General features: G+C 74.5%; 27 protein-coding genes and 1 pseudogene. 15 read left to right on the forward strand and 13 right to left on the reverse strand.

Annotated elements, in window-relative coordinates; all coding sequences use genetic code 11:
- Both AB0637_RS20930 and AB0637_RS20935 read left to right on the forward strand, forming a co-directional pair.
- Nucleotides 1-147 (forward strand): annotated as a pseudogene (locus AB0637_RS20930) (Asp23/Gls24 family envelope stress response protein); the annotation flags it as partial.
- A gap of 127 nt (nucleotides 148-274) precedes the next feature.
- The gene (locus AB0637_RS20935) at nucleotides 275-448 is read left to right on the forward strand and encodes a CsbD family protein (RefSeq protein ID WP_366174625.1); all 174 of its coding nucleotides are present in this window, start codon (nucleotides 275-277) and stop codon (nucleotides 446-448) included.
- 110 nt (nucleotides 449-558) lie between these two features.
- Here the strand turns inward: AB0637_RS20935 and AB0637_RS20940 are convergent, their stop codons facing one another.
- Complete coding sequence (locus tag AB0637_RS20940; protein ID WP_366174626.1) at nucleotides 559-1437, reverse strand: phosphoribosylaminoimidazolesuccinocarboxamide synthase; 879 nt, start codon at nucleotides 1435-1437, stop codon at nucleotides 559-561.
- Nucleotides 1434-2711, reverse strand: coding sequence for a phosphoribosylamine--glycine ligase (purD, locus tag AB0637_RS20945; RefSeq protein WP_366174627.1), 1278 nt, complete (start codon nucleotides 2709-2711; stop codon nucleotides 1434-1436). Before purD ends, AB0637_RS20940 begins: the two co-directional genes overlap by 4 nt.
- Before the next feature lie 85 nt (nucleotides 2712-2796).
- On the opposite strand from purD, the gene AB0637_RS20950 reads away from it, so the two are divergent.
- From AB0637_RS20950 to AB0637_RS20960, 3 genes are read left to right on the forward strand one after another with little or no spacing between them, the layout of a single operon-like run.
- On the forward strand, nucleotides 2797-3888 hold the full coding sequence (locus AB0637_RS20950; RefSeq protein WP_366174628.1) for an FUSC family protein: 1092 nt from the start codon (nucleotides 2797-2799) through the stop codon (nucleotides 3886-3888).
- 27 nt (nucleotides 3889-3915) lie between these two features.
- Nucleotides 3916-4392: a DUF4383 domain-containing protein gene (locus AB0637_RS20955; RefSeq protein ID WP_366174629.1), complete on the forward strand. Its 477-nt coding sequence runs from the start codon at nucleotides 3916-3918 to the stop codon at nucleotides 4390-4392.
- 38 nt (nucleotides 4393-4430) lie between these two features.
- Complete coding sequence (locus tag AB0637_RS20960) at nucleotides 4431-5102, forward strand: HAD family hydrolase (RefSeq protein ID WP_366174630.1); 672 nt, start codon at nucleotides 4431-4433, stop codon at nucleotides 5100-5102.
- 28 nt (nucleotides 5103-5130) lie between these two features.
- Here the strand turns inward: AB0637_RS20960 and AB0637_RS20965 are convergent, their stop codons facing one another.
- On the reverse strand, nucleotides 5131-5598 hold the full coding sequence (locus AB0637_RS20965) for a hypothetical protein (protein ID WP_366174631.1): 468 nt from the start codon (nucleotides 5596-5598) through the stop codon (nucleotides 5131-5133).
- Nucleotides 5599-5680: 82 nt separating this feature from the next.
- Here AB0637_RS20965 and AB0637_RS20970 point away from each other — a divergent pair, with 82 nt between their 5' ends.
- Nucleotides 5681-6172, forward strand: coding sequence for a hypothetical protein (locus AB0637_RS20970; RefSeq protein ID WP_366174632.1), 492 nt, complete (start codon nucleotides 5681-5683; stop codon nucleotides 6170-6172).
- A gap of 40 nt (nucleotides 6173-6212) precedes the next feature.
- Here the strand turns inward: AB0637_RS20970 and AB0637_RS20975 are convergent, their stop codons facing one another.
- Nucleotides 6213-7064 (reverse strand): GNAT family N-acetyltransferase, encoded by an 852-nt coding sequence (locus tag AB0637_RS20975; protein ID WP_366174633.1) that lies wholly within the window; start codon nucleotides 7062-7064, stop codon nucleotides 6213-6215.
- Nucleotides 7065-7192: 128 nt separating this feature from the next.
- Here AB0637_RS20975 and AB0637_RS20980 point away from each other — a divergent pair, with 128 nt between their 5' ends.
- Complete coding sequence (locus AB0637_RS20980; protein WP_366174634.1) at nucleotides 7193-7867, forward strand: hypothetical protein; 675 nt, start codon at nucleotides 7193-7195, stop codon at nucleotides 7865-7867.
- Nucleotides 7868-7874: 7 nt separating this feature from the next.
- Here the strand turns inward: AB0637_RS20980 and ligD (AB0637_RS20985) are convergent, their stop codons facing one another.
- Both ligD (AB0637_RS20985) and ligD (AB0637_RS20990) read right to left on the reverse strand, forming a co-directional pair.
- Nucleotides 7875-8810: a non-homologous end-joining DNA ligase gene (gene ligD, locus AB0637_RS20985; protein ID WP_366174635.1), complete on the reverse strand. Its 936-nt coding sequence runs from the start codon at nucleotides 8808-8810 to the stop codon at nucleotides 7875-7877.
- Nucleotide 8811: 1 nt separating this feature from the next.
- A complete protein-coding gene (ligD, locus tag AB0637_RS20990; RefSeq protein ID WP_366174659.1) occupies nucleotides 8812-9738 on the reverse strand; it encodes a non-homologous end-joining DNA ligase in 927 nt (308 codons plus the stop codon).
- Nucleotides 9739-9855: 117 nt separating this feature from the next.
- Between ligD (AB0637_RS20990) and AB0637_RS20995 the strand changes: the two genes are divergently transcribed.
- The gene (locus AB0637_RS20995; protein WP_366174636.1) at nucleotides 9856-10854 is read left to right on the forward strand and encodes a siderophore-interacting protein; all 999 of its coding nucleotides are present in this window, start codon (nucleotides 9856-9858) and stop codon (nucleotides 10852-10854) included.
- A gap of 76 nt (nucleotides 10855-10930) precedes the next feature.
- Nucleotides 10931-11716, forward strand: coding sequence for a siderophore-interacting protein (locus AB0637_RS21000; RefSeq protein WP_366174660.1), 786 nt, complete (start codon nucleotides 10931-10933; stop codon nucleotides 11714-11716).
- A gap of 8 nt (nucleotides 11717-11724) precedes the next feature.
- Here AB0637_RS21000 and AB0637_RS21005 read toward each other — a convergent pair whose 3' ends face one another.
- Complete coding sequence (locus AB0637_RS21005; protein ID WP_366174637.1) at nucleotides 11725-12471, reverse strand: hypothetical protein; 747 nt, start codon at nucleotides 12469-12471, stop codon at nucleotides 11725-11727.
- 43 nt (nucleotides 12472-12514) lie between these two features.
- Nucleotides 12515-13393, reverse strand: coding sequence for a 3-methyladenine DNA glycosylase (locus tag AB0637_RS21010; RefSeq protein WP_366174638.1), 879 nt, complete (start codon nucleotides 13391-13393; stop codon nucleotides 12515-12517).
- A 48-nt stretch (nucleotides 13394-13441) separates the two neighbouring features.
- Between AB0637_RS21010 and AB0637_RS21015 the strand changes: the two genes are divergently transcribed.
- From AB0637_RS21015 to AB0637_RS21030, 4 genes are all read left to right on the forward strand, one after another.
- Nucleotides 13442-14434: a Ku protein gene (locus AB0637_RS21015; protein ID WP_366174639.1), complete on the forward strand. Its 993-nt coding sequence runs from the start codon at nucleotides 13442-13444 to the stop codon at nucleotides 14432-14434.
- A gap of 136 nt (nucleotides 14435-14570) precedes the next feature.
- Complete coding sequence (locus AB0637_RS21020; protein WP_366174640.1) at nucleotides 14571-15926, forward strand: MFS transporter; 1356 nt, start codon at nucleotides 14571-14573, stop codon at nucleotides 15924-15926.
- A 46-nt stretch (nucleotides 15927-15972) separates the two neighbouring features.
- The gene (locus tag AB0637_RS21025) at nucleotides 15973-17340 is read left to right on the forward strand and encodes a chloride channel protein (protein WP_366174641.1); all 1368 of its coding nucleotides are present in this window, start codon (nucleotides 15973-15975) and stop codon (nucleotides 17338-17340) included.
- A 71-nt stretch (nucleotides 17341-17411) separates the two neighbouring features.
- Nucleotides 17412-17666, forward strand: coding sequence for a hypothetical protein (locus AB0637_RS21030; protein WP_366174642.1), 255 nt, complete (start codon nucleotides 17412-17414; stop codon nucleotides 17664-17666).
- An 8-nt stretch (nucleotides 17667-17674) separates the two neighbouring features.
- Here AB0637_RS21030 and AB0637_RS21035 read toward each other — a convergent pair whose 3' ends face one another.
- From AB0637_RS21035 to AB0637_RS21045, 3 genes are all read right to left on the reverse strand, one after another.
- Complete coding sequence (locus AB0637_RS21035) at nucleotides 17675-18451, reverse strand: sulfite exporter TauE/SafE family protein (protein WP_366174643.1); 777 nt, start codon at nucleotides 18449-18451, stop codon at nucleotides 17675-17677.
- A gap of 464 nt (nucleotides 18452-18915) precedes the next feature.
- Entirely contained in the window at nucleotides 18916-19092 is a 177-nt protein-coding gene (locus tag AB0637_RS21040; RefSeq protein ID WP_366174644.1) for a hypothetical protein, read from the reverse strand.
- A 158-nt stretch (nucleotides 19093-19250) separates the two neighbouring features.
- Nucleotides 19251-19829 carry a helix-turn-helix domain-containing protein gene (locus tag AB0637_RS21045; RefSeq protein WP_366174645.1) on the reverse strand — a complete coding sequence of 193 codons (579 nt, stop codon included), beginning with the start codon at nucleotides 19827-19829 and terminating at the stop codon, nucleotides 19251-19253.
- A 117-nt stretch (nucleotides 19830-19946) separates the two neighbouring features.
- On the opposite strand from AB0637_RS21045, the gene AB0637_RS21050 reads away from it, so the two are divergent.
- Entirely contained in the window at nucleotides 19947-20828 is an 882-nt protein-coding gene (locus AB0637_RS21050; RefSeq protein ID WP_366174646.1) for an NAD-dependent epimerase/dehydratase family protein, read from the forward strand.
- Between the two features lie 72 nt (nucleotides 20829-20900).
- Here AB0637_RS21050 and AB0637_RS21055 read toward each other — a convergent pair whose 3' ends face one another.
- Both AB0637_RS21055 and AB0637_RS21060 read right to left on the reverse strand, forming a co-directional pair.
- Nucleotides 20901-22031, reverse strand: coding sequence for a hybrid-cluster NAD(P)-dependent oxidoreductase (locus AB0637_RS21055; RefSeq protein WP_366174647.1), 1131 nt, complete (start codon nucleotides 22029-22031; stop codon nucleotides 20901-20903).
- A complete protein-coding gene (locus AB0637_RS21060; protein WP_366174648.1) occupies nucleotides 22028-23311 on the reverse strand; it encodes an aromatic ring-hydroxylating dioxygenase subunit alpha in 1284 nt (427 codons plus the stop codon). The genes AB0637_RS21055 and AB0637_RS21060 overlap by 4 nt, the downstream gene beginning before the upstream one ends.
- A gap of 221 nt (nucleotides 23312-23532) precedes the next feature.
- Here AB0637_RS21060 and AB0637_RS21065 point away from each other — a divergent pair, with 221 nt between their 5' ends.
- Nucleotides 23533-24315: an IclR family transcriptional regulator gene (locus tag AB0637_RS21065; RefSeq protein WP_366174649.1), complete on the forward strand. Its 783-nt coding sequence runs from the start codon at nucleotides 23533-23535 to the stop codon at nucleotides 24313-24315.
- The last annotated feature ends 7 nt before the right edge of the window (nucleotides 24316-24322 follow it).

The raw sequence follows: 24322 nt of genomic DNA on the forward strand, positions 1-24322 counted from the left end.
GCCTCCGCCGTGCGCCGCAACGTCATCGCCTCCGTCGAGCGCATGACCGGCCTGCAGGTCACCGAGGTCAACCTCGAGATCTCCGACGTCCACCTCCCCGAGGACGACGAGGCCGACGCCGAGAAGAACACCGTCCGGGTGCAGTGAGACCGACCCGTCCACAGCACCACACGGCACAGCACCACCCCGCCGCGCACCGCAGTGGTCGGACCCGTCAGACCACCACCGGCGACCGCCGGTGGGCCACGAGAGAACCCGAGAAGAGGAGATTCCCATGAGCATCGCCGACAAGGCCAAGAACGCCGCCGAGAAGCTGGCCGGCCAGGCCAAGGAAGCCGTCGGGAAGGCCACGGACAACGAGAAGCTCGAGGCCGAGGGCCAGAAGGACCAGGCCGCGGCGTCCACCAAGCAGTTCGGCGAGGACGTCAAGGACGTCTTCAAGCGCTGACGTCTTCGAGCGCTGAGACACCAGCAGCAGCACGGGGGGCCGGACGGGGACGTCCGGCCCCCCGCGGCGTTCCGGTGGGGTCGTGCGGTGGACGATCGGGCGGTGGAAGGTCAGGCGGTGAACGACTCGCCGGTGAGCCGTTCGTACGCCTCGACGTACCGTTCCCGCGTCCGCTCGACGACCTCCGCGGGCAGCGCCGGCGGTTCGTGCGAAGCCTTCCGGTCCCAGCCCGAAGCGGGTGAGGTCAGCCAGTCGCGCAGGAACTGCTTGTCGAAGCTGGGCTGGGCCCGCCCGGGTTCCCACGTCTCGGCAGGCCAGAACCGCGACGAGTCCGGCGTCAGGACCTCGTCGCCCAGCACCGTCACCCCGTCGGCCCGACCGAACTCGAACTTGGTGTCGGCCAGCACGATCCCGCGCTCCCGGGCGATGCCTTCGGCCCGCCGGTACACCGCCAGGGTGAGGTCGCGCAGTTCCGCCGCGGCCTCCGCGCCGACGGTCGCGGCCACGTGCTCGAACGTCACGTTCTCGTCGTGCTCGCCGAGGTCGGCCTTCGTGGCGGGGGTGAAGACCGGTTCCGCCAGGCGCGAACCGTCCACCAGCCCGGCCGGCAGCGGGATCCCGCAGACCGACGAGGACTCGCGGTACTCCACCAGCCCCGAACCCGTGAGGTACCCCCGCGCCACGCACTCGACCGGGAACATCTCCAGCCGACGGCACACCATCGCCCGTCCCGCGACCGCCGCGGGGACGTCCGTCGAGACGACGTGGTGCGGGACCAGGTCCTCCAACTGCTCGAACCACCACAGCGACAGCGCGGTCAGCACCTTGCCCTTGTCCGGGATGGGCGTGGCGAGCACGTGGTCGTAGGCCGAGATCCGGTCGCTGGCGACGACGAGGACGGTCCCGTCGTCCGCGCCGGCGGGCACGTAGAGGTCGCGGACCTTCCCGGAGTACCGGTGGGTCCAGCCCGGGAGGTCGACGGTGCTCACGCGCCCACTCCCGTCGTGCCGTTCGCCGCGGCCAGCGCGATGTCCCGCCGGAACCGGCCCCCGTCGAGGTCGATCAGCTCGAGCGCCTCGTAGGCGCTCGCGCGGGCGGCGTGCAGGTCGCCGCCGACCCCCACGACCGACAGGACGCGGCCGCCGGCGCTGACGATGCCCGTGCCGTCGGGCGCCGGGGCGGTCCCGGCGTGCAGGACGGCGGCGCCACCGACGGCCTCCGCGGCGTCCAGCCCGCGCAGGGTGCCGCCGGTGAGGGGGGCCTCCGGGTAGCCGGGCGAGGCGAGGACGACCGTGACGGCCGCGTCCTCGCGCCACCGCAGGTCGGGCTGGGTGTCGAGGGTGCCCGTGGCGCAGGCGGTGAGGACGGTGCCGAGCGGCGTCGCGAGCCGGGCGAGCACGACCTGGGTCTCCGGGTCCCCGAAGCGGGCGTTGAACTCGATGACGCGCGTGCCGCGCGAGGTGAGGGCCAGCCCGCAGTAGAGGACACCGGAGAAGGGCGTGCCGCGCCGGGCCATCTCGACGACGACCGGCTGCGCGATGCGCTCGACGACCTCGGCCGCCAGTCCCTCCGGGGCCCAGGGCAACGGCGAGTACGCCCCCATGCCGCCGGTGTTCGGCCCTTCGTCGCCGTCGAGGGCGCGCTTGAAGTCCTGCGCCGGGGCGAGGGCGACGACGGACGTGCCGTCGGTGAGGCAGAAGACGCTCACCTCGGGGCCGTCGAGGAACTCCTCGACGACGACGGGGCCGTGCGCCAGGCACGTGCGGGCGTGCGCGAGCGCCGCCTCGCGGTCGGACGTCACGACGACGCCCTTGCCGGCGGCCAGCCCGTCGTCCTTCACGACGTGGGGGGCGCCGAACGCGTCGAGCGCGGCGGCGACCTCCTCCTCCGTCGTGCACAGGTGCGCCATGGCCGTCGGCACGCCGGCCGCGGCCATCACCTCCTTGGCGAAGGCCTTGGAGCCCTCGAGGCGGGCGGCCTCGGCCGAGGGGCCGAAGACCGGGATGCCGGTGGCGCGCACGGCGTCGGCGACGCCGGCCACGAGCGGCGCCTCCGGTCCGACGACCACGAGGTCGGCGCCGAGCCGGACCGCGAGCGCCGCGACGGCGTCGGGGTCGGTGGCGTCCACCGGTTCGACGGGGGCGACGAGCGCGATGCCGGCGTTGCCCGGGGCCGCGACGACGCGGTCCACCCCCGGGTCGTCGAGCAGGGCGCGGACGAGGGCGTGCTCACGAGCACCGGAGCCGATGACGAGGACCTCCACGGGCACCGAGGGTAGAGGTTCCGGCGGGGGCGTCCCGACCGTGCGCCCGCCGCGCGGGTGGGCGCGGGTGCGGCAGGATCGTGCCGTGCCCCGCACGATCCCCTTCGCGCTCAGCGCCCGTCGCCGTGTGCGCACGGGCTGGCAGCGCTGGCAGGGGTCGTGGTGGCAGATCATGCAGTGCGGTCTGGGGGCCGGTGTCGCGTGGTTGCTGGCGCAGGCGCTGTGGGACCAGAGCTACCCCGTCTTCGCCTGCGTCGCCGTCGTCGTGTGCCTGGGGGTGCAGAACAACCAGCGGTTGCGGCGGGTCGGCGAGCTGGGCGTCGGGGTGACGATCGGGGTCCTCTTCGGCACGCTCATCGTGCACCTCGTCGGCCGCGGGCCCCTGCAGATCACCGGGATCGTCGTCGCGGCGATGTTCGTCGCCCGGTTCCTGGACTCCGGGATCCTGCTCGTCAACCAGGCAGCGCTGCAGGCGTGCTTCATCGTCGCCTACCCGCCGATGCCGGGGAGCACGGGCAGCGCCCGCTGGCTGGACGCCATGACGGGGGTGGTCGTCGCGCTCGTCGTCGCGGCGCTGCTGCCGCCGGACCCGCGCCGCGACGTGCGGGGGCGGTCGCGCGCCTACGCCGGGCAGCTCGCCGACCTCCTGGAGGACGCGGCGGACGCCGTCCGCGCGCGGGACGCGAACCGGGCCGAGGAGGTCCTGTCCCGGGCCCGGGGGACGCAGTCCGAGCTCGAGGGCTGGTCGCAGTCGGTGAACGCGGGGCAGGAGGTGCACCGGCTGTCCCCGCTGCGCCGGCGGGGACGCAGCGAGATCGTGCAGCAGAAGAAGCTGCAGGCCGGGATGGACCGCGCCACCCGCAACCTGCGGGTCGCGCTGCGCCGCGTGAGCACGGCCCTGCAGTACGACGAGCAGCTGCCGGACTCCCTCGCGGGCGCGATGGAACAGCTCGCGGCGGCCGTCCGCTCGACGGGCCAGCCGGCCTACCCCGGGGAGACGCTGCCGCCGTCGGTGGCGGGGTTGCAGGAGCTCGCCGTGACCCTCGGCCCGCGCACGCTGGGCGCGGAGTCGCTGTCGGCGACGGTCGTCGTGGCCCAGCTGCGCTCGACCGTCGTCGACCTCCTGCAGGCGCAGGGTGTCGGCGCCGCGGAGGCGCACCGCCTGCTGCCGCACTGAGCGCGCGAGTCGGGGATGATGGTGACCATGAACGCTCCCGCGCACCCGCCCCTCGCGATCGAGTCCGCGAACCCCGCCGAGGCCGGCGGCCCGGTCTGCGGGTACGCCCGCGCGATCGCCGTCCTCGTCCTGCTGCTCGGCGTCCTGGGCGCCGTGCCGGGCATCACCTCGAACTACTCGCAGCTGGGCTTCTACTCCTCCGAGGCGAACCTGTTCGGGCTGTTCCGCACCTCGGCCGTCGTCATCGGCGTGCAGGTGTTGTTCGGGCTGACGGTCCTCGCGTTCTCGGGGTCGCCGCGGCAGGCCCACAAGGTCGTCATCTGGGTGGCGCTGGCCTACCTGGCGGCGGGCATGGGCGGCGCCGGGCTGATGGTCAACGCCTCGCGCACCGACCTCCCCGTCAACGCCGCGAGCAACTGGCTGCACCTGGCGCTGTTCGTCGTGATCCTCGCCGGCGCGTGGCGGACGCGGAAGAAGCACGTCGAGCAGCTGGGCGTGTTCTGAGCCCTCTCCCCCGTCCCGAGGGCGGTCTCGAGGCGGTCGTGCTCGACCTCGACGGGACCCTCTTCGACCACCGCGGCGCCTCGCGCGCCGCGGTGGCGGACTGGGTCGCCTCCGCCGGTCTGGTGCCCACACCCGCCCTCCAGGACGCCTGGCACGACGCCGAGGAACGCCACCACCGCGCGTGGCGCGACGGCCTGGTCTCCCACGAGGAGCACCGCCGCCGCCGGCTGCGGGAGTTCCTGCCCCTGCTCGGCCGTCCGGTCGGCGACGACGCCGCCCTGGACGCGGAGTTCCGCGACGGGTACCTCGCCCGGTACCGCGCGCACTGGGTCGGGTTCGACGACGTCGAGGACGCGCTGGCCGCCGTCGCCGCGGCCGGACTGCGCGTCGCCCTGCTCACCAACGGGGTGCCCGAGCAGCAGCACGCCAAGCTCGACGCCCTGGGACTGACCGGCCGCGTCGGCCCCGTCCTCACCGCCGGTGAGCTGGGTCTGGCCAAACCCCGTCCCGAGGTGTTCCTCGCCGCCTGCGCCGCGGTCGACGCCGACCCCGCGCGCACCCTGCACGTCGGCGACGACCACCCCGTCGACGTCGTGGGCGCCCGCGCGGCGGGGCTGCGGGCCGTGCACCTGGACCGGCACGGCGAGGGGCCGCTGGACGAGGAGCACCGGATGACGTCGTTGCGGGAGCTGGCGGGTTTCCTGCGCTGACGCCCCTGCCAGCTGCAGCCGTCCCCGCTCAGGGGCCGTCCGTTGCGAGCACCTGCCAGCGCGTCGCGGCCAGGGCGTGGCGCACCTCCGCGGCGGCGGCGTCCCCTCCGCCCGGAGAGCTCAGGACGGTGAGCACGACGGGTTTCCCGTCGCGCCGGTGGAGCACGGGCGCCCCGGTCTGCCGGGAGTTCCGCGTCCCCACGTCCACGACGTCACCGCGGGCGGTGGAGCGGCAGCCGAAGAAGCCGTGGTGGTGGACGCCGAGGCCGTCGACCACCACGCGGACCGTCAGCACCCGGGCCAGCGCGACGACTCCCACGAGCGCGAAGCACCAGGCGCCCACGTCCCGCACGTGGTCCGCCGGGAGCAGCGCGGACGCGGTGAGCAGCACGGACGTCGCCGCCGCCGGCCACCGGGCCGAGGGGCGCAGGACCACCGGGTCCGCCAGGGAGGACGTCGAACGGCCGTGCCCGGGCCCTCGCCCTCGACTCCTCACCCGTCCATCGTCCCCCGGGGGGACCGTCGTCGGGGGCGGAACGCGGTGGCCCCCGGGGTCCTCCTCCGGTGACACTGGCCGCGTGGACCCGTTGCGCCGCGCCCGAGCGCGGGCCCTCGTCGGTGACCTGACCCCGGAGGACATGCCCGCCTGGGGCGTCACGGCGCTCGCCCACGGGTACGACAGCCCGCTCCTGCGCAAACTGGCCGGAACCCAGGACGAGCCCCGGACCGTGCGAGACCTGTTCACGGGAGCGCTGGCCGAACTCGGGGCACCGGACCTCAGCGAGCGGCAGGCCTGGTGGGTCATGGCCCACACGTACGCGCGGTCGATCGTCGCCGGACTCGTGCCCCCCGAGGAGGGTGCCGAACTCCTCTGGCAGGTCTCCTCCCGGCTCGACCTGCCGCCGGAACTCCTGGGGATGCTCGACGAGGCCACCGACTGGGCCTTCGCCTGGGAGGTCGACCGTGAGGAGATCCTGCGGGGGATCCTCCGGGAGGCGGAGGAACTGCTGTCCGTGGTGACCCTCGAGACGCTCGACCGAGAACTCCACATCGACCGGGAGCCGCGCTGAGCGCCCCGTCCGACGACGCTGGGAAGCCCTCAGCAGCCGCTCACAACGGCAGGTCGTAGTAGTCCTCCGTCTGCACCCGCCGGAAACCCACCGACGTGTAGAGGCCGAGCGCCCGGTCGTTGTCGACGGCGACCTCCAGGCGCACCGACGTCGCCCCGTCGGCGAAGAACTCCCGGCTCACCCGGCGCAGGACGTCGCGGCCGATGCCGCGACCCTGGAACATCGGCGCGACGGCGAAGCCGTAGATCCCCCCGGACGCACCGTCCCGCGGCCGCCGCAGGGTTCCGACGACGGCGCCCTCGTGCTCGACGGCGACCGTGTCGCCCTCGGCGAAGCTCGCCGCGAGGTGGGTGGGCGGGTGGCCGAAGGCGTCGGCGAGCAGGTCCGCCAGGACGTCGAGGTCCTCGGCGGTGGCCGTCCGCAGGGTCGTCCGCGGGTCCTCGTCGCCGGCGGCGGGCGGGGCGTCCAGGCGCAGGGCGTGCTCGGAGTGCTCCAGGGGGGCGCCGAGCCGCCTCGCCAGGCGGTGCCCCGCCTCCGAGGGCCGCGGCACGATGAGCAGGGCCTGCGCGAACCCGCGGTCGCGACACACCTGCACGGCCGCGTCGAGCAGAACCGTCCCGGTCCCCCGGCCCCGCTCGGCGGGGTCGACCATGCCGACGAGCTCGACGGTGCGCCCGTCCCAGGAGTCGAAGCCGACGTAGCCGACGCCCCGCCCGTCGGGCGCGGTCCACAGGAGGTCGGTGGTCGGCCCTCCGCCCGGGTCGGCCGAGCGGGCGCGCAGGGAGTCCCACTCGATCTTCAGCCGTCCGCCGTCGTGGGCCACGACGCGCTCTTCGAGGTCGGCGACGGCGCGCAGGTCGTCGGCGGTGAGGTGGGTCCGGGGGTGCAGCACCCCGGCAGTCGACCGTGGGCGCGGCGGCGCGGTCAACGCCTTTCCGGCGCTCCCGGTGGCCCCCCGGTCGTCCACAGCGGCGGGAAGTGGTTCGCCCCCGCCCCGGACGTTCCCTACCATCGTCGGCGATGGAGAGCGAACCCACCGTCCTGTCCCGCCGGGGCGAGACGATCACCCTGGACGCCGAGCACGTCGGCGACGTGCACCGGCAGAGCGCCTTCAGCCTGTGGGACGACGCCGACGCCCCCGGGGACAGCGACCCCCGCACCCAGGTGCGGGCCGTCGGCGAGCCCGTCCCGGTGCGCCGCGCGGACCTCGACGACGTCACGCGGGCCGAGACCGAAGCCCTCACGACCCTGGCCGGCGCCGTCGACCACGCGTGCCTGGAACGGCTGCTGCCGCAGGTCGACGTCGAGGACGTGGCCCCCGAGGCGCTCGCGGACTGGCTCGTCGGCGCCGTGCAGGCGGTGAGCGAGGCCTCGGCCGCGGTGGACAGCCCGTCGGCCTACCTCGACGCCGAGCTGCGCCGGTACGCCGGGTTGCGGCTCATCGGCGGTCGCCGTCGCACGGTCGACGCGGGGTGGTGCGAGGCGGACGTGCAGTTCACCTCCCGGCGCGAACGCCCCCTGTACGCCGTCGTGGCGGACGGGCAGCTCGCCGGGCTGCGGGGGTACCTGCAGGTGAGCCTGACGTCGGTGGACTTCGGGACCGAGGAGTTCCTCACCGCCTCGGCCGTGTTCGGCTACTCCCCGCGCATCAGCCTGCACCCGGGCCAGGTGCGCGTGGCCCGCGTCCGCGTCTGAGCCGCCGTCAGGACGTCGGGACGCGAGGCCCCGGGTCGGCCCCGGGCGCCAGGTCCGCGAGCAGGTCGTCGTCGCGGGCGTAGCGCTCCCCGACCTCCTCCAACGTCAACTGCCGCAACGTCTCCGGTGCGTCGAGTTCGTCCCACGTGCGCGGCGCCGCGGCGCACGGCCGCTCCCGCCCGCGCGGGGAGTACGGGGCGACCGTCGTCTTGGCGGAGTTGTTCTGGCTCCAGTCCAGCAGCACCTTGCCGCCGCGCAGCACCTTCGTCATGCGGCTGACGACGAGGTCGGGCCGGTCCCGTTCGAGCCCCTGGGCGAGCCGGTGGGCGTAGGAGCGGAGCACGTCGGCGTCCTGCTCCCCGCTGACCGCGGCGTACAGCTGCATGCCCTTCGACCCCGACGTCACGGGGTGGCACTCGAGCCCGTCGGCGGCGAGCCGTTCGCGGACCGCGAGCGCCACCTCGGCGCACTCGGCCAGGCCCGCACCCTCCCCGGGGTCGAGGTCGACGACGAGCCGGTCCGGCTGCCGCACCCCCCCGCGCGGCCCGACGCGCCACTGCGGCACGTGCAGTTCGAGGGCGGCGAGGTTGACGAGCCACACGAGGCCGGCGAGGTCCTCGACGAGCGGGTAGTGGATCGTCTCCCGGTTCTTCGTGCTGCCCGGGGCGTCGAGTTCGACGGTGCGCACCCACTCAGGCATCCCGCGCGGCACGTTCTTCTCGAAGAAGGACGAGGACGCGACCCCGTCGGGCCAGCGCTTGCGGGTGACCGGTCGGTCGTGGAGCTGGGCCAGGAGGGCCGGCGCCACGGTCGTGACGTAGGTGAGCACCTCCGCCTTCGTCGTCCCGGTCGAGGGGTAGAGGACCTTCTCCAGGCGTCGCAACCGGAGTCGACGTCCGTCGACCTCGACGACGGTGTCCTCGCCCTCGCTGCGTGCGGCCACGTCACTCCTCCCGGACGTCGGACGGGTCGAGGTCGCCGCGCAGTCCGCGCAGCGTGGGCTGGCGCAACCTGCCGCCCGTGGTGCGGCCGAGGTGACGCACCTCGACGACGGCGACGGGTTCGGTGAACGTGGCGCCCGTCGCGTCGACCCGCGGCACGTCCACGACGGGCCGGGGCAGCTCGTGCCCCGCCAGCACGGCGCGCAGTTCCTGCTCCAGCGCACCGCCGAGCCCGCTGCCCGCGCGTCCGGCGTAGCGGAGCCCGCCGTCCGGTCCGGGCACCGCGAGCAGGAGCGCCCCCATCCGCGACGGGGAGCCGGTCACGGGGCGCCACCCCACGACGACGCAGGCCTGGTGGCGCCGGTGCGCGTGCTTGACCCAGTCGGGGCTGCGCCGACCCGGTTGGTACGACGACGACCGGCGCTTGGCGACGACCCCTTCGAGCCCCTGCTCGAGGGTCGCGGCGAGCAGCGAGGCGGCCTCGGGGTAGACCGGCGAGACCTGCCACGCCTGACCGGACGGGGGCAGCCGGTCCAGGGCTTCCCGCCGTTCCTGCCAGGGGCGGGCGGTGAGCTCGACGCCGTAGAGGCGCAGGACGTCGAAGGCCATGAGCGTGACCGGGGTGCGCCGCGCGGCGAGGGCGGCGGACCGCGCGTCCTGCACGTGCATGCGCTCGGCGAGCGCGGCGAAGGAGGGCAGCCCGTCCTGCAGGGCCACGACCTCCCCGTCGAGCAGGACGTCGGGATGGGCCTCCGCGAGCCCGGCGAGGTCGGGGAAGGTGACGGACACGTCGCGGCCGGTGCGCGAGCGCAGCGCGACCCGGCCGTCGCGGACGTCGGCGAGGACGCGCATGCCGTCCCACTTCACCTCGTACGCCCACCGGTCCCCGTCCGTGGGCACCCCGGCGGCCGGTGCGGCGGTCGCCAGCATGGGGAGCACGGTCCCACTCTGCTGGGGTGGCGCCCGCCGGGCCAGTGGGGGCCCGGCGGTTCCGATCGTCCCCAGCATTGGTTAGGCTGTCCTCACATCGAGCGAGGGGTTGTGGGGATGAGCGTGCAGACGGACGAGCAGACGGACGGGCTGCGGGTCGAGCGCCGGGAGGCGGCGCGGGCGACCTACACCCTGTTCCGCGTCCGGGTCGCGGCCACGCAACGGCTCGGGGCCAGCTTCGTCCGACTGACGATGACCTCCCCCGAGCTCGCCCGCTTCGGCGCGGCCGGGGACGACCAGCGCTTCAAGGTCCTGCTGTTCCCGCGTCCCTTCGAGGACTACGGGGTCCCCGAGGGCGACTGGTACACGTGGTGGCGCGAACTGCCCGACGAGGTCCGGCCCGTCATGCGGACGTACACGGTGCGCGCGTTCCGGCCCGCGTCCGCCGCGGCGGACGCCGAGATCGACGTCGACTTCGTCCTGCACGGGGTCGAGGACGGGGCGGGTCACGCCGGACCCGCCTCCCGCTGGGCGGCCGGTGCGGCGGTGGGCGACGAGGTCGTCCTCGTCGGACCGGACTCCCCCGGCACGGGCCGCATGTGGGGTGTGGAGTGGGCTCCGCCCGCCGGGGCCCGCACGCTGCTGCTGGCCGGGGACGAGACGGCGGTGCCGGCCGTGTCCGCCGTCCTGGAGGGGCTGCCGGCCGGCGTCAAGGTGACGGCGCTGCTGGAGGTGCCGACGGCCGGGGACCTCCTCGACCTGCGCTCGGACGCCGACCTCACCGTGGAGTGGTTGCCGCGCAACGGGGTCCACGCCCCGGGGGAACTGCTGCAGCGCCGGGTGCACGACGTCGCGGCCGCCCTCGTCGACGAGGTGCGCTCGGACGACGGTTCGGACCGGACCGGCGAGGGAGACGGCGAGGACGAGGACGGCATCCTCTGGGACGTCCCTGAGAACGCGGAGGCGGCGGGCCCGGAGTGCCTCTACGCGTGGTTGGCTGGGGAGTCGGGTGTCGTCAAGGCGCTGCGGCGCCACCTCGTGCGCGAGGTCGGCGTCCCGCGGTCCTCGGTGGCCTTCATGGGGTACTGGCGCGCGGGGCGCGCCGAGGGTGAGTGAGGAGCGGACCGTGCGCAACCCGTTCAAGCGCAACGCGGAACAGCCGAGCGGTGGCCGTCGCCAGCGGCGCGGGGTGGTGCAGCGCGTCGAACGCCTGACCCCCGAGATGGTGCGCGTCGTCCTCGGCGGCGAAGACCTCGCGGACTTCGCCGTGGAGCAGGCCGACTCCTACGTCAAGCTCGTCTTCCCGCTCCCGGGTGTGACCTACCCCGAACCGTTCGACGTCGCCGCCGTGCGCGCCCAACGGCCGCGGGAGGAGTGGCCCGCCCAGCGCACGTACTCCGTCCGCGCCGTGGCCGACGGCGAGGTGACGATCGACTTCGTCGTCCACGGCGACGAGGGGATTGCCGGCCCCTGGGCGGCCGCCGCGCAGCCGGGCGACGAGGTGTGGATGCTCGGACCGGGCGGGGCGTACACGCCGGCCGCGGACGCCGCGTGGCACCTGCTCGTCGGCGACGCCAGTGCGCTGCCCGCGATCTCCGCCTCGCTGGAACGGGTGCCGGCGGGCGCGACGGCCGTCGCCGTCGTCGAGGTGCACTCCCCCGCCGAGGAACTCCCGCTGACCTCCCCCGGTGACCTGCGGCTGCACTGGGTCCACCGCGCCGCACCGGACCCCGAGGCGCTCGTGGAGTTCCTGCGGACCCTCGACCTGCCGTCCGGCGCCCCGCACGCCTTCGTCCACGGTGAGGCCGACACCGTCCGCGCCGTGCGGCGCTGGGCCCGCACCGACCTCGGGGTCACCCGGGAACTGCTGTCCGCCTCGGGGTACTGGCGTCGTGGCCGCACCGAGGACGGCTGGCGCGAGGAGAAGCGCGACTGGGTCGCGGCGACCGAGACGGACGACGCGAGCGCGGGCGTCTGACCCAGCGGTCAGGGGGAACCCCGGAACACGCCGTCGGCGTCAGCGCCGGCGGCGAACTCCTCCCAGTCCTTGGTATGGGTCGACAGGTCGTCGACCACCGACGCCAGCGCGCGGGCCACGACGCGCTGCTCCTGCACACCGTCGTCCTCCCTCTCCGCCACCAGCAACGGCAGCGCGGGGGTGGCGAACGTCGTCGCGTCCGCGACCACCACCAGCACGTGCGGTGGCGCGGCGGCGGCCACGTCCGACACCGAAGCTCCGTTCCACCGCTGCTGCTCGATCGTGCTGAGGGAGGGCCTGAAACCCTCCGCCGTCGGGGTGTCCACCGTCGTCAGGAGGGCGTCCCACCGTCCCTGGTCGGAGAAGTCCGTGCGGACCAGCAGGGGCCCCCGGTCCGCCGGCAACGCCCCGGAGGCGACGAGGGCGTCGTCCTGCTCGGCCACCTGACGCAACCGTTCCTCGTCCGCACGCTGGGCGTCCTCGTCCGACCACCCCGGGCTCTCCCGGGCCTGAGCAGCGAGCCGTTCCCGGTTCGCCGCCTCCGCGTCCGGACCCCCGTCGCCCGTCCTGACGCAGATCCACGAGTCACCCTCGGCCGCGTCGGGCGGGGGTTCGCACCCCGGCGGGAGTTCCCCCGTCGCCGACGGGGTCGCGGTCACCGGGGTCGGGTCGGAGGCGGACGTCCCGGCCGGGTGGTCCGCACCGCAGGCGGACAGCGCCAGGAGCAACACGGTCAGGGGGACGAGGCGGCGCACACAGCCAGTCTGCCTGGAACCCGTTCCCGGAGCAGGCGAACGCTCACGCCCGCAACAGCGCCTCGCAGACGGCGACGAGCGCGACGCGCAGCGGGTCGGCCCGCTCCGCGAACTCCCGCTGCGCGCGGGCGTACTCGGCCTTGCCCTCGGGCGTCTCGATCGCGACGGGGGTCAACCCCATCGAGGTCACGTCGTAGGGCGAGGCCCGCATGTCGAGGACGCGGACGTCCTTGGCGAGCGCGAAGCAGTCGAGCAGGAGTTCACCCGGCACGGCCGGCGACAGCTTCATCGCCCAGCGGTAGAGGTCCATCGTCGCGTGCAGGCAGCCGGGCTGCTCCTGCGCCGGCTGGTCCTGCCGCGTGGGTTGCAGTTCGTTGAGCGGCACGGCCGTGGGAGTGAAGAACCGGAAGGCGTCGTGGTGGCTGCAGCGGATGCGGTGCGACTCCACCACCTCGTCGGTGCCCGCGTGACCCAGGCGCAGGGGCAGACCCGCGTGCCGGACCTCCTCGGGGCGGGTGCGGTGGACCATCGCCCACTCGTGCAGCCCGAAGCAGGCCAGCTGGGGGGCGCGGCCCCGGGTGGCCACGAGGACGTCGCGGGCGAGGGTGACCGTGGCGCGCCGCCGCGCGACGATCCCGGCCGCGTCGACCTGGACCCCGCCGGGGACGGCGACGTAGTTCGCCCAGTCCGCGCGCTCCTGCGCACCGGCCAGGACGACGCCGACGCCGGGGTGCCAGCGCTGCAGCTTGCCGGGCGCCCACGCGTAGTACGTGTAGAGGAAGTCCTCGACGGGGTGGGTCTCGCCCCGACCCCGGCGGGCGGCCGCGTCGCCGGTCAGGGCCGCCGCGCGGTCCGCGTGCCGGCGCGCGCGGTCGCGCCAGACGTCGGGTTCCAGGACGGCCGATGAATCCTGTGCAGCCACCGGGTCCACCCCGTACCGTGGAACCGAGAGCTCCGGAAGGGGTACGTCATGCCGCGCGCCATCTGGAAGGGCGCTGTGTCCTTCGGTCTGGTCAACGTGCCCGTGCGGCTCTACGCCGCGACCGGCGAGCACGACATCCGCTTCCACCAGGTCCACCGTACCGACGGTGGGCGGATCAAGATGAAGCGCACCTGCTCCATCGACGGCGAAGAGGTCTCGTACGACGAGGTCGCCAAGGGGTACGAGAGCCCCGACGGCAAACTGGTCGTCCTCAGCGACGAGGACTTCGACGAGCTGCCCGTCGCCAGCGGTCACGAGATCGACGTCCTGCAGTTCGTCCCGGTCGACCAGGTCGACCCGATGATGCTGTCCAAGCCCTACTACCTCGAGCCGGAGTCCCGCGCCGCCAAGCCCTACGCGCTGCTGCGCGAGGCGCTCACCGCGACCGACCGGGTGGCCGTCGTGAAGGTCGCGCTGCGTCAGCGGGAGTCCATCGCCCTGCTGCGCGTGCGGGACAAGGCGATCGTCCTGCAGACCCTGCTGTGGCCCGACGAGATCCGGGCCGCCGAGTTCGAGGTCCTGGAGACCGAGGTCGAACTGCGCCCGCAGGAGCTGACGATGGCGGCCTCGCTCGTGGAGTCCCTGGCGGGCGACTTCCGCCCCGAGGAGTTCGAGGACGACTACGCGGTCGCCGTGAAGAAGCTCATCGACGCCCGCCTCGACGACGCCGACGTCGCCCCGGCGGCCCAGGCCGACGAGGGCGCGAGCGACGGCGGGACGCGCGGCGGCGAGGTCGTCGACCTGCTCACGGCCCTGCAGCGGTCCGTCGAACGCGCCCGCGGGGGGTCCGGCACGCCCGCGCCCTCCGAGGTCACCGACGAGGCGGCCGGCGGCACGGCGACGAAGAAGACGGCCACGAAGAAGACGGCGGCCACGAAGACCACCGCGAAGAAGACCGCGGCGAAGACGGCCGCGAAGACCGCGACCAAGACCGCGACCAAGACCGCGGCGAAGAAGACGGCGGCCCGCAAGAGCGCGTGAGCCCGACCCCGCCGCCTCCCCGGCGGCGGGGTGACGGATGCTTGCCCGAGGCCCCCGGCCTCCGGCGTCGCCCAGCGCCGGCCGACGCACGGAAGGACACGTCGTCCTGAGCACCGACCCACCGGACCGGCCCGCGGTGCGGCGTGGTCCGATCCTCGCCTCCCTGCTCGCCGCGACGTTCATGGCGACGATCGACGCGTCCATCGTCAACGTCGCCCTGCCGACGCTCGCCCGCGACCTGCACGCCTCGCCCTCGGACACCGTCTGGGTGACGACGGCGTTCCTGCTGGCGGCGGCCTGCTGCATCCCCGCCACGGCTGCGCTCGGCGACCGCGTCGGCCGACGGCGGCTGTTCCTGGTCGGGGTTCCCCTCTTCACGCTCGCCTCCGTCGCCTGCGCGGCCGCGCCGACGCTGGACCTCCTCGTCGCGGCCCGCGTCCTGCAGGGCGTGGCGTCCTCGCTGGTGCTCGCCGTCCCGATCCCCGTGTTCCGGCGGGTGGTGCCCCCGGAGAAGCTCGGCAGCGTGCTGGGGCTCAACGCCATGACGGTGGCGCTGGGGACGTCGGCCGGACCGGCTCTGGGCGGGGTGCTGCTGAGCGTGGCGTCCTGGCCGTGGCTGTTCCTCGTCAACGTCCCCATCGGGGCGGCGGCCACGGCCCTCGGGTGGCGCTACCTGCCGAGCGTGCCGCCACGGCCGTCGCGGTTCGACCTGCGCGGCGCGCTGCTCGTGGCCGGGGCGATCGCGGCGTTCCTCCTCGGGGTCCGAGGGCTGGGGGCCGTCGCGACGCTTCCGGTCTCGGTGGCCCTGCTGGTCGTGGCGGTCGTCGTCACCGTCCTGTTCGTGCGCGTCGAGCGCGGCGCCGACGAACCCGTCATCCCGCCCGGGTTGTTCACCCGTCCGTTCTCCCTCGCCGTGGTCACCGCCACCTGCTCCTTCTTCGGCCAGGGGACGGCGTTCGTCGCCCTGCCGTTCCTGTTCCAGGAGTCGTTCGGGGACAGCGCCTTGCGCTCGGCGCTGCTGTTCACCCCGTGGCCGGCCGTCATCGTCGTCGTGGCCCCCCTGGCGGGTCGCGCCGCGGACCGCGTCTCGCCCACCCTGCTGGCGTTCACCGGCCTGACCGTGCTGGCGGGCGGTCTCGTCTCCCTCGCGCTGCTGCCCACCGACGCCTCGACCGTCGACATCCTCGTGCGGACGGCGGTGTGCGGGTTCGGGTTCGCGGTGTTCCAGTCCCCCAACAACCGGGACATGATGGGGGCCGCGCCGCTGCGGCACTCGGCCTCCGCCGCCGGCGTCCTCAACCTCAACCGGACCGTCTCGCAGTCCCTCGGTTCCGGCGCCGTGAGCGTCGTGTTCGTCGCGACGGGCGTCACGGCCGGATCGGCGGCCTCCCACGCCGGGGCCGTGACGAGCGTGCTGTACCTCGGGGCCGGCGTCGTCGCCGTCGGCGCGGTGCTGGCGGCAATGCGGTCGCGGCGGGTCCCGGCAGCCTGACCACCCCGGTGAGGTGCCGCCTCGCGCGTCCGGTACAGATGGACCCATGGGGCACGACCGTCGACCGGACCGGCTGCGCCACCTCCTCCCCGGCCGGCAGCGCGGACCGGCCCAGCCCGTCGACGAGACGGGCGACAGCGCGGGCGGTCTGCTCGGGTTCGCGGTCGCCGCGGCGTGCGTCGGAGCCCTGACGGGGCTGACGGCCGCCACCTTCCGGCTCGCCCTCGCCGACGCCGACAGCTGGCGTGAGCGGCTCACCCGCTCCGCACACGGGCACGGTGCCCTGGGTCTCCTCCTCGTCGTGCTCGGCTGCGCGGTCAGCACCGCCCTCGCCGCGGCGCTGGTCCGCCGCGTCGAACCGCACGCGGAGGGCAGCGGCATCCCGCACGTCGAGGCGGTCGTCGAGGGCCGCGCCGGTCCGGGCCGGTTCCGCATCCTGCCGGTGAAGTACGTCGGTGGCCTGCTCGCGATCGGCGGTGGCGGTCTCGCCCTCGGGCGGGAGGGACCGTCGGTGCAGATGGGCAGCACGGTGGCGGCCGTGGTCTCCTCCCTCCTGCGGCGCTCCCGCTCGGACCTGCGACTGCTCGTCGCCGCCGGTGCCGCGGCGGGACTCGCCACCGCGTTCAACGCGCCCATCGCCGGCGGGGTGTTCGTCCTCGAGGAACTCCTGAAGTCGTTCCACCCGCGCGCGACCATCGCGACGCTCGTCGCCTCGGCCGCCGGGTTCGCCGTCGCCGCACCGCTGGCCGGTGGGGCGCCGGACTTCCACGTGCCGCGCATGGACGACCCGTCGCTCGCGAGCGCCCCGTGGGTCCTCGTCGTCGGGCTCGTCACCGGACTGCTGGGGGTCCTCTACAACCGCGCGGTCCTGGCCGGGCTGCACCGGGTGGACGCGAGCCGGTGGCCGCCCGAGGCGCGGGCCGCCGTCATCGGAGCCGTCGTCGGCGCGGTCGCCTGGTGGGGTCCGCACCTCGTCGGTGGCGGTGACCACCTGACGCAGGACGCCCTGCTGGGTCACGGTTCCCTCCTCGTCGTGGTCGGCGTCCTCGCCCTGCGCTTCGTCCTGGGCGTGGTGTCCTACGCCGCCCTGACCCCTGGCGGGTTGTTCGCCCCGATGCTCGTGCTGGGTTCGGACTGCGGACTGCTCGTCGGCCTCGTCGCGGTGCAGGTCTCCCCCGGCACCGCGCCACCACCGGCGGCCCTGGCCCTGGTGGGCCTGGCCGCGTTCTTCACGGCGACGGTCCACGCGCCCGTGACGGGTCTGGTCCTGGCCACCGAACTCACCGGCAGCACGAACCAGCTGTTCCCGATGCTGGGCGCCTGCGCCGTCGCCCTGCTGGTGGCGGTGGTCCTGCGGTCGCGGCCGGTGTACGACCTGCTGACCGACCGGGCGACGGCCCGCGCCGTCGCCTGACGTCCGGGCCCCGGGGGGCCGAACGGGTGAACCCCTGGCCGCCGGCGGGGAGTTCCCCGAGGATGCGCGGTGTGGCCCCCGTCCCGCCGCCGACAGTCCCCCGAGCTGGGCTCGCCCGCTGGCGCCGCGGCACGACACCGCTGCACGGCGCGTTCGTGGCGTGCGACGTGTGCCTGGCCCTGCCGGTCGTCGCGATCGCGGGGCTCGTCTGGTGGTCCGGCGCGCTGCCCTGGTGGGGGACGGCGCTCGCGACGCTGGCGGCCCTCACGTTCGTCGAGACCGCCGTCCGCGAGGTCACCGTCCTGCGGAGAGCGTCGCGGGGCTGACCCGTCCCTCAGACCCCGACGACGAGCAGGACCGCGGCCACGACGAGCCCGACCTCCACGAGCAGCACGAACACGCGCTCGCTGAGCCGGCCGACGATGCGCTTGCCGACCCACGCCCCGGCGAGGGTCGCCGGGGTGAGGGCGAGCCCGTACGCCAGGACCGTCGGCGTCAGCAGATCGCCTGCGCCGTAGGCCAGGAGCTTGCTCACGTGCAGCGTCAGCGCACCGGCCGCCTCGGTGCCGACGTAGGCCGCGCGGGTCAGTCCGTAGGCCAGGAAGAACGGGGCGGTCAGCGGCCCGACGGACCCCAGCAGGGCCGACCCCACCCCCGAGGCGGCCCCCACGGCGACGAAGGCCCGTTCGCTCGGCGGGCGGGGGTGCGGCCGCATCCGGCGCCACACCACGACGACGAGCAGGAACACCCCCAGCACGCGCTGCAGGGCGGTGAGGGGCGCCTGGGCCAGCAGGAACCCCCCGGCGAGGGCGCAGGGGACGGCCCCGAGGGCGAACCGACCGACGAGACCCCACCGGACGTCAGCGCGGTTCAGCCAGACCCGAGACCCGTTGCTGGCCAACTGCGTCAGCGTCAGCACCGGCACGGCGACGCGCAGCCCGAACACGGCCACCAGGACGGGCAGGAGCAGCACGCCGCCGCCGAACCCCGCCACGGCCGACAGCGCGGCCAGCGCGAAGGCGGCCGCTGCGGCCACCGGGAGCGCGGCGACGAGCGGGAGGTCGAGGGGCGCCGGGGACGAGGCGGCCGCGACGGCCAGGGCGTGGACCACGCGGCCAGTGTCCCCGGCGCCGGACTCCCGCCGCCGACCGTCGTGCACAACGAACGGGACGGGGAGGACCACCGACGTGGTCCTCCCCTTCCCGTCCCGCCGATCAGCCCTCGGCCGACCGCCGGTTCAGCGGCGCGGCTGCCCCGAACCGGTCAGCTTCTGGATGATCTTGCCGAGGACGGCTCCCTTGAGGAGACCCTTCAGAAGGCCCATGGTCGTTCTCCCGGTGGTGTCGGCTGTTCTCGGCGGGTGATCCCGCCGGGACGCTGTCGTGGGCATTCGACCAGGCCCGGACCAGCACTGCGACCCGAAAGCTGTTGCTGCAGCAAATGATCAGCCTTCCTCGGTCCTCACCTCGGACCGCGTCCGCCTCGTGGCAGCAGGAGCTCGTCGAGGTCTTCTCCGGGGGACGAGCCCGGGTCCGCGAGCCCGACGACCTCGCGGTCACCCACCCTCGCGAGACGTCACACCCCACGGCGCCGCCGCGTCACCCGCCGCGTGACGCCGGCGGCGACGAGGTCGCTCACCCAGCCACCGGCCGCGAGCATCCCGCCCACGGCGAGGGCACCGCCGAGGGTGTGCCCGTGGTCGAAGAGGTCCTGCGCGACGACGGCGATCAGGAGCGCGACGAGGAGGAGCACCCCGCGCCCGACCCACCGCCTGGTCCGGGAGGGGTGGGGTGCAGGGGGGCCGCTCGACACCCGAGCAGTCTGGGGGTCGCGCCGCTCCCGGGCGCCGGACCCGCCGCGGATCCCCCGTCCGCCGCACGGGTCACCGGTCGTACCGGGACGGCGACGGATCAGCGGAGCGCGGCCGCCGCCTCCCGCAGCTCGGCGAAGGCCGTGGACGTGTGGTCCCAGTAGCGCCCCGCCCGGTCGGCCTCCGCCTCGCTCCAAGCGGCGAAACCCCGCTTGAAGGCGAGGACCCCGAGTTCGCCCGCGAGGTGGGCCTGGGCCTGCGGGACCCCTCGCGCGACGAGCGCGTCCGCCACGGCGGTGGCCAGCCCGACGCTCTTGAGCGCGTCGCGTTCCTGCAGTTCCACGCTCGCCGCGACGGCGGCCTTGAGCCGCGGCCCGAGGTCGCGGTTGGCGGGCCCCATGGCACCGCAGGCGAGTTCGAGCCCGGCCGCGACCGCGTCGAGGGGTCCGGCGCTCGCAGGAGCGGCCGTGATCCCCTCGGTGAGCAGGGCGCTGAGCGTCTTCTGCCCGGCGACGAGGAGTTCCCGCTTGTCGGGGAAGTGCCGGAAGAACGTGCTCTTGGTGACGCCGGCGCGTTCGGCGATCTGCGTCACCGTCGTGGCGTCGTAGCCCTGCTCGGTGAACAGGTCGACGGCGGCCACGACCAGACGTTCGCGAGCTCCCGGTTCCCAACGCGCCACACCTCCAGCCTAGGTCACGGGACCGGAGTCCCGTCGCGACGGGACAAGAGTCCCATCACCCGCTACGGTGCAGTCACGGGACAACCGTCCCGTCACCTGCGACCACGGAGGTCCGCCATGCACGTCCTCGTCACCGGCGCCACGGGCACGATCGGTGCGGCCGTCACGGCCGAACTCCTCGCCCACGGCCACACCGTCCTCGCCCTCGCCCGTTCCGAGGCCTCCGCCGAGGCCGTGCGCGCCGCGGGCGCCGACCCCCTGCGCGGCTCCCTCGCCGACCTCGACGTCCTGCGCGCCGGGGCGGAGGCGGCCGACGGCGTCGTGAACCTCGCGTTCGACCACGCCACTCCGGACGCCGACGCCCTCGCCGCCTCGATCGCCCAGGAGGGCGCGGCCGTCGCAGCGTTCGGCGCGGCGCTCGCGGGCACGGGCAAACCCCTCGTCGTCGTCTCCGGGACCCCCGCCGTGACCGGACGCGCTGCGACGGAGACGGATCCGCTCCCCACCGACGGGCCGGTGGCCGGCCGCAGCCGCACCGTCGCCGCCGCCCTGGCCCTCGCGGGGCAGGGCGTGCGCGTCTCGGCCGTCCGGATGCCGCGCACCGTGCACCACCGCGGGGCCGGCGGGTTCGCCGGACTGCTCACCGACGCGGCCCGCCGCAGCGGGGTCGCGGGGTACCCCGGGGACGGCACGCAGCGCTGGCCCGCCGTGCACGCCCTGGACGCCGCCGTCCTCGTCCGGCTCGCCCTGGAGTCGGCGACGGCCGGGACGGTCTGGCACGCGGTCGCGGACGAGGGTGACGCCGTGCGCGACATCGCCGCCGTCGTCGGCCGGCGGCTCGGCCTCCCCGTCCGGCCCGTCCCCGCCGAGGAGTTCGGTCCCTTCGGCCCCGTCTTCGCCGCGGACCAGCCGGCCACCAGCGCCCGCACGCGGGCGGTGCTGGGGTGGGAACCCCGCCACCCCGGGCTCCTCGAGGACCTGGAGAACCTCGAACCCTGAGGGACGGGCCGGCCCTCACGGGACGGCGGTGGACCACCGGGGTGCGACGGCGGCCCACCGGTCCCGTGACCGTCAGGCGTCGATCTCGACGTCCCCCAGGGGACGGCTGCAGCAGATGAGCACCTTGCCCGCGGCGACCTCGCGGGGGCGGATGCCCCCGTTGTGCTGCATGTCCACCTCGCCCGAGAGCAGCACCGTCTTGCAGGTGCCGCACATGCCCTGGCTGCAGGAGCTGGGCGGGGACATCCCGGCCCGGAACGCGGCGTCGAGGATGTACTCGTCCGGGCTGCACGGGAAGGTGCGGCCGGACTTCGCCATCGACACCGTGAAGGTGCCCGGGTCGGCACCGGCCGGGACGTCGGCGCCGATCGTGCCGACGTCGACGGGGTCGGTGTCGGCGAACGCCCCCTGCGGCAGCGCCTCGAAGGTGAAGGTCTCCTCGTGGTGGTGGGCGAGGTCGAACTCGAGCTCGGTGAGGATGTCCCGGACGGCCGCCATGTACCCGTCCGGTCCGCAGACGAACACCTCGCGCTCGTGCAGGTCGGGGGCGATCTCGGCCAACGCCTCCCGCGTCAGCCGACCCTTCCAGCCCCACCACTCCTGGCCGGGGCTGTCCCGGCTGCACACCTGGACGACGTTCACCGTGGGGAACTGGGTCGGCATCCCCAGCAGCTCGGGCCGGAAGATGATGTCCGCCGGGCTGTGCGCGGAGTGGACGAAGACGACGTCGACGTCGGAACCGAGGTCGACGAGCGTGCGGGTCATCGAGATGAGCGGCGTGATGCCGGACCCCGCCGACAGGAACAGGTACTTGCGGGCGGGGTGGTGCACCATGCTGAACGCCCCGAGCGGCGGGGCGGCCGTGATCCGGTCGCCGACCGCGAGGTTGTCGTGCAGCCAGTTCGAGACCAGTCCCCCGGGTTTGCGCTTCACCGTGATGGCGAGCCGGTGCGGCCGGGTCGGCGGGGAGGAGATCGTGTAGGAGCGTTCGACGCGCTGCCCGTCGACCTCCAGGTGCAAGGTGACGAACTGGCCCGGGTCGAAGTGGAAGACCTGCGGGCCGACGGGTTCGAACCAGAACGTCTTGACGTCGTGGGTGATCTCCCGGACACCGCCGCACACGAGTTCGGCGACGTCGACGTCGTCGCCCCAGGCGGTGATCTCGCCCGGGTGCGGAACGCCCTGCGTGTCGGTGATCGTCACGCGATCGCCTCCCGCAGCCGCGTCACGTACCAGTTCACGAACGCCTCGACGTCGTCCTCCACCATCGAGTACGGCCCCGGCACGTACCCGGGGTTCGTGCAGCCGACCTGCGTCCCCGCCACGAGCGCCCGGTCCTGGTCGTTGGTCGCCCGCCAGACCGCCGTCAACGCCTCCAGGTCGTAGTCGACCCCCTCCACCGCGTCCGGGTGCACCAACCACGTCGTCCGCAACGTGCTCGTCCCCGTCGACGTCGGCAGGACCGAGAACACGACCGCGTGGTCGGACAGGAGGTGGAACCACGAGTTCGGCTGCATGTGCAGCGACAGGTCGCCGAACGCCGCGTCGCGCACCGACCCCAGCAGCTTGGTGCACACCGCCGCCCCGTTCGGCGCGAACGACTTCCCCTCCCCGTCCAACGGCAGGTGCGACAGCTGGAACCCCACCTGCCGCGTGTCCAGCTCGCGGTGGTCCCGCAACGGCAGACCGTGGTCGGCCCGGACCTTCGCCAGCGCGTCCGCCGCCTTCACGTACCGGTCGTACAGCGGCTTCAACCGCGGCGTGATGTCCTCGGCCTCGTAGGCGAACAGCGGGAAGTACGCCGAGATCAGCTCCGGGTGCCCGTCGCAGTGGTAGCACTCGCGGTTGTTCTCGATGACCAGCTTCCAGTTCCCCGCCTCCGGCAGGTCGTTGGTCACCGCCACCTTCGCCTTGTCCAGCTCGTACGGACGCAGGTGCGGTTCCAGCACCGCGGCCACCGCGTCGAAGTCCTCCGGCGCGTCCTGCGCCAGGCAGATGAAGACCAGACCCGCCAGGTTCCGCACGTGGACAGACCGCAGCGAGAAGCACGACTTGTCGAACGTCGGGGGCTGGGACTCGGCGAACAGCAGCTTCCCGTCCACCCCGTACGTCCACTTGTGGTACGGGCACACGATGTTGCCGACCGACCCCTGGCGCTCGGCCAGCAGCTGCGACCCCCGGTGTCGGCAGACGTTGTGGAACGCCTGCACCTGCTCGTCGTCGTCCCGGACCAGGATGACCGACCACTTCCCGATGTCCACCGTCACGTAGTCGCCCGGTTCCGGGATCTCCGCCGCCGCCGCCACGAAGATCCACTGCCGCCCGAAGACCACGTCCAGGTCCCGCTCGTACACCTCCTCGGACGTGTAGAACGGCGCTTCCAGGCTCATCCCGGGCACGCGCCGGCGCACCAGGTCGTCGACGTCCTCGCGGGCGTCCAGGGCCTCTCGGGAGCTGCCGGGGGCGACGGTGTGAGCGGTCATGCTGCTCTCCCTCTCGAGGAGTCGGGTCCGGGTCAGAACAGTTGCGCATGGTGGAACGGGTGCCTCATCGCGGAACGAGTCTGAGACCGCGGAGAAGGCCGTGTCAAGCAGGGACCCGGCTCCGCTGACGGGGCCGCTGGACGGCGGCGAACCCGCCGGGCCCCAACGACTTCCCGCGAAACACAGCAGAAACACGGCAGGGTCCCGAGTAGGGTCGGCAGGTGCCCCCGACGCCCGCTCCGCGCGACGCCACGGTCCAGTCCGTCGACCGGGCGGTCTCGCTGCTGCAAGCACTGGCCCGGCGCCGGTCGGCGGGGCTCACGGAACTGGCCACCGACGTCGGGATCCACAAGTCCACGGTCTTCCGGCTGCTCGCGACGCTCGAGGCGCGCGGGCTCGTGGAGCAGGACGGTGAACGGGGCAGGTACCGGCTCGGTCAGACCGTCCGCTGGCTGGCGGCGGGCGCGGCCGGTGGTCTCGACCTCACCGCCACCGCGCGACCCGTCGCGACGGACCTGGCCGCCGAGGTCGGGGAGACCGTCAACGTCGTGGTGACCGACGGGCACGAGGTCACCACCGTGGACCAGGTGACCGGGCCGGCGATCGTGACGAGTTCGGACTGGGTGGGACGCCGCGGTCCCCTGCACGCCACCGCGGCGGGCAAGGTCTTCCTCGCGGCCATGGGTCCGGCCGAACTCGACCGGGCCGTGGCGGCGGACCTGCCCCGGTACACCGAGGCCACGATCACCGACGCCGCCGCGTTGCGGGCCGACGTGGCCGCCGTCCGGCGCCGCGGGTGGGCCCAGGTCGCGGAGGAGCACGAGGTGGGACTCGTCGTGGTGGCCGCTCCGCTGCAGGATGCGACCGACGCCGTCGTCGGCGCGCTCACCGTGGGCGGGCCGAGCTACCGGGTCAACGCCGAGACGGTGCCCGTCCTCGTCGAGGGCCTCGTGGCGGCCGCCCACCGCATCTCCTGGCGCCTCGGCCACCTGAAGACAGGCTGACCCCCGC

The sequence above is a fragment of the Kineococcus sp. NPDC059986 genome (genome assembly GCF_040702905.1).
In the GTDB taxonomy this organism is placed as follows: domain Bacteria; phylum Actinomycetota; class Actinomycetes; order Actinomycetales; family Kineococcaceae; genus Kineococcus.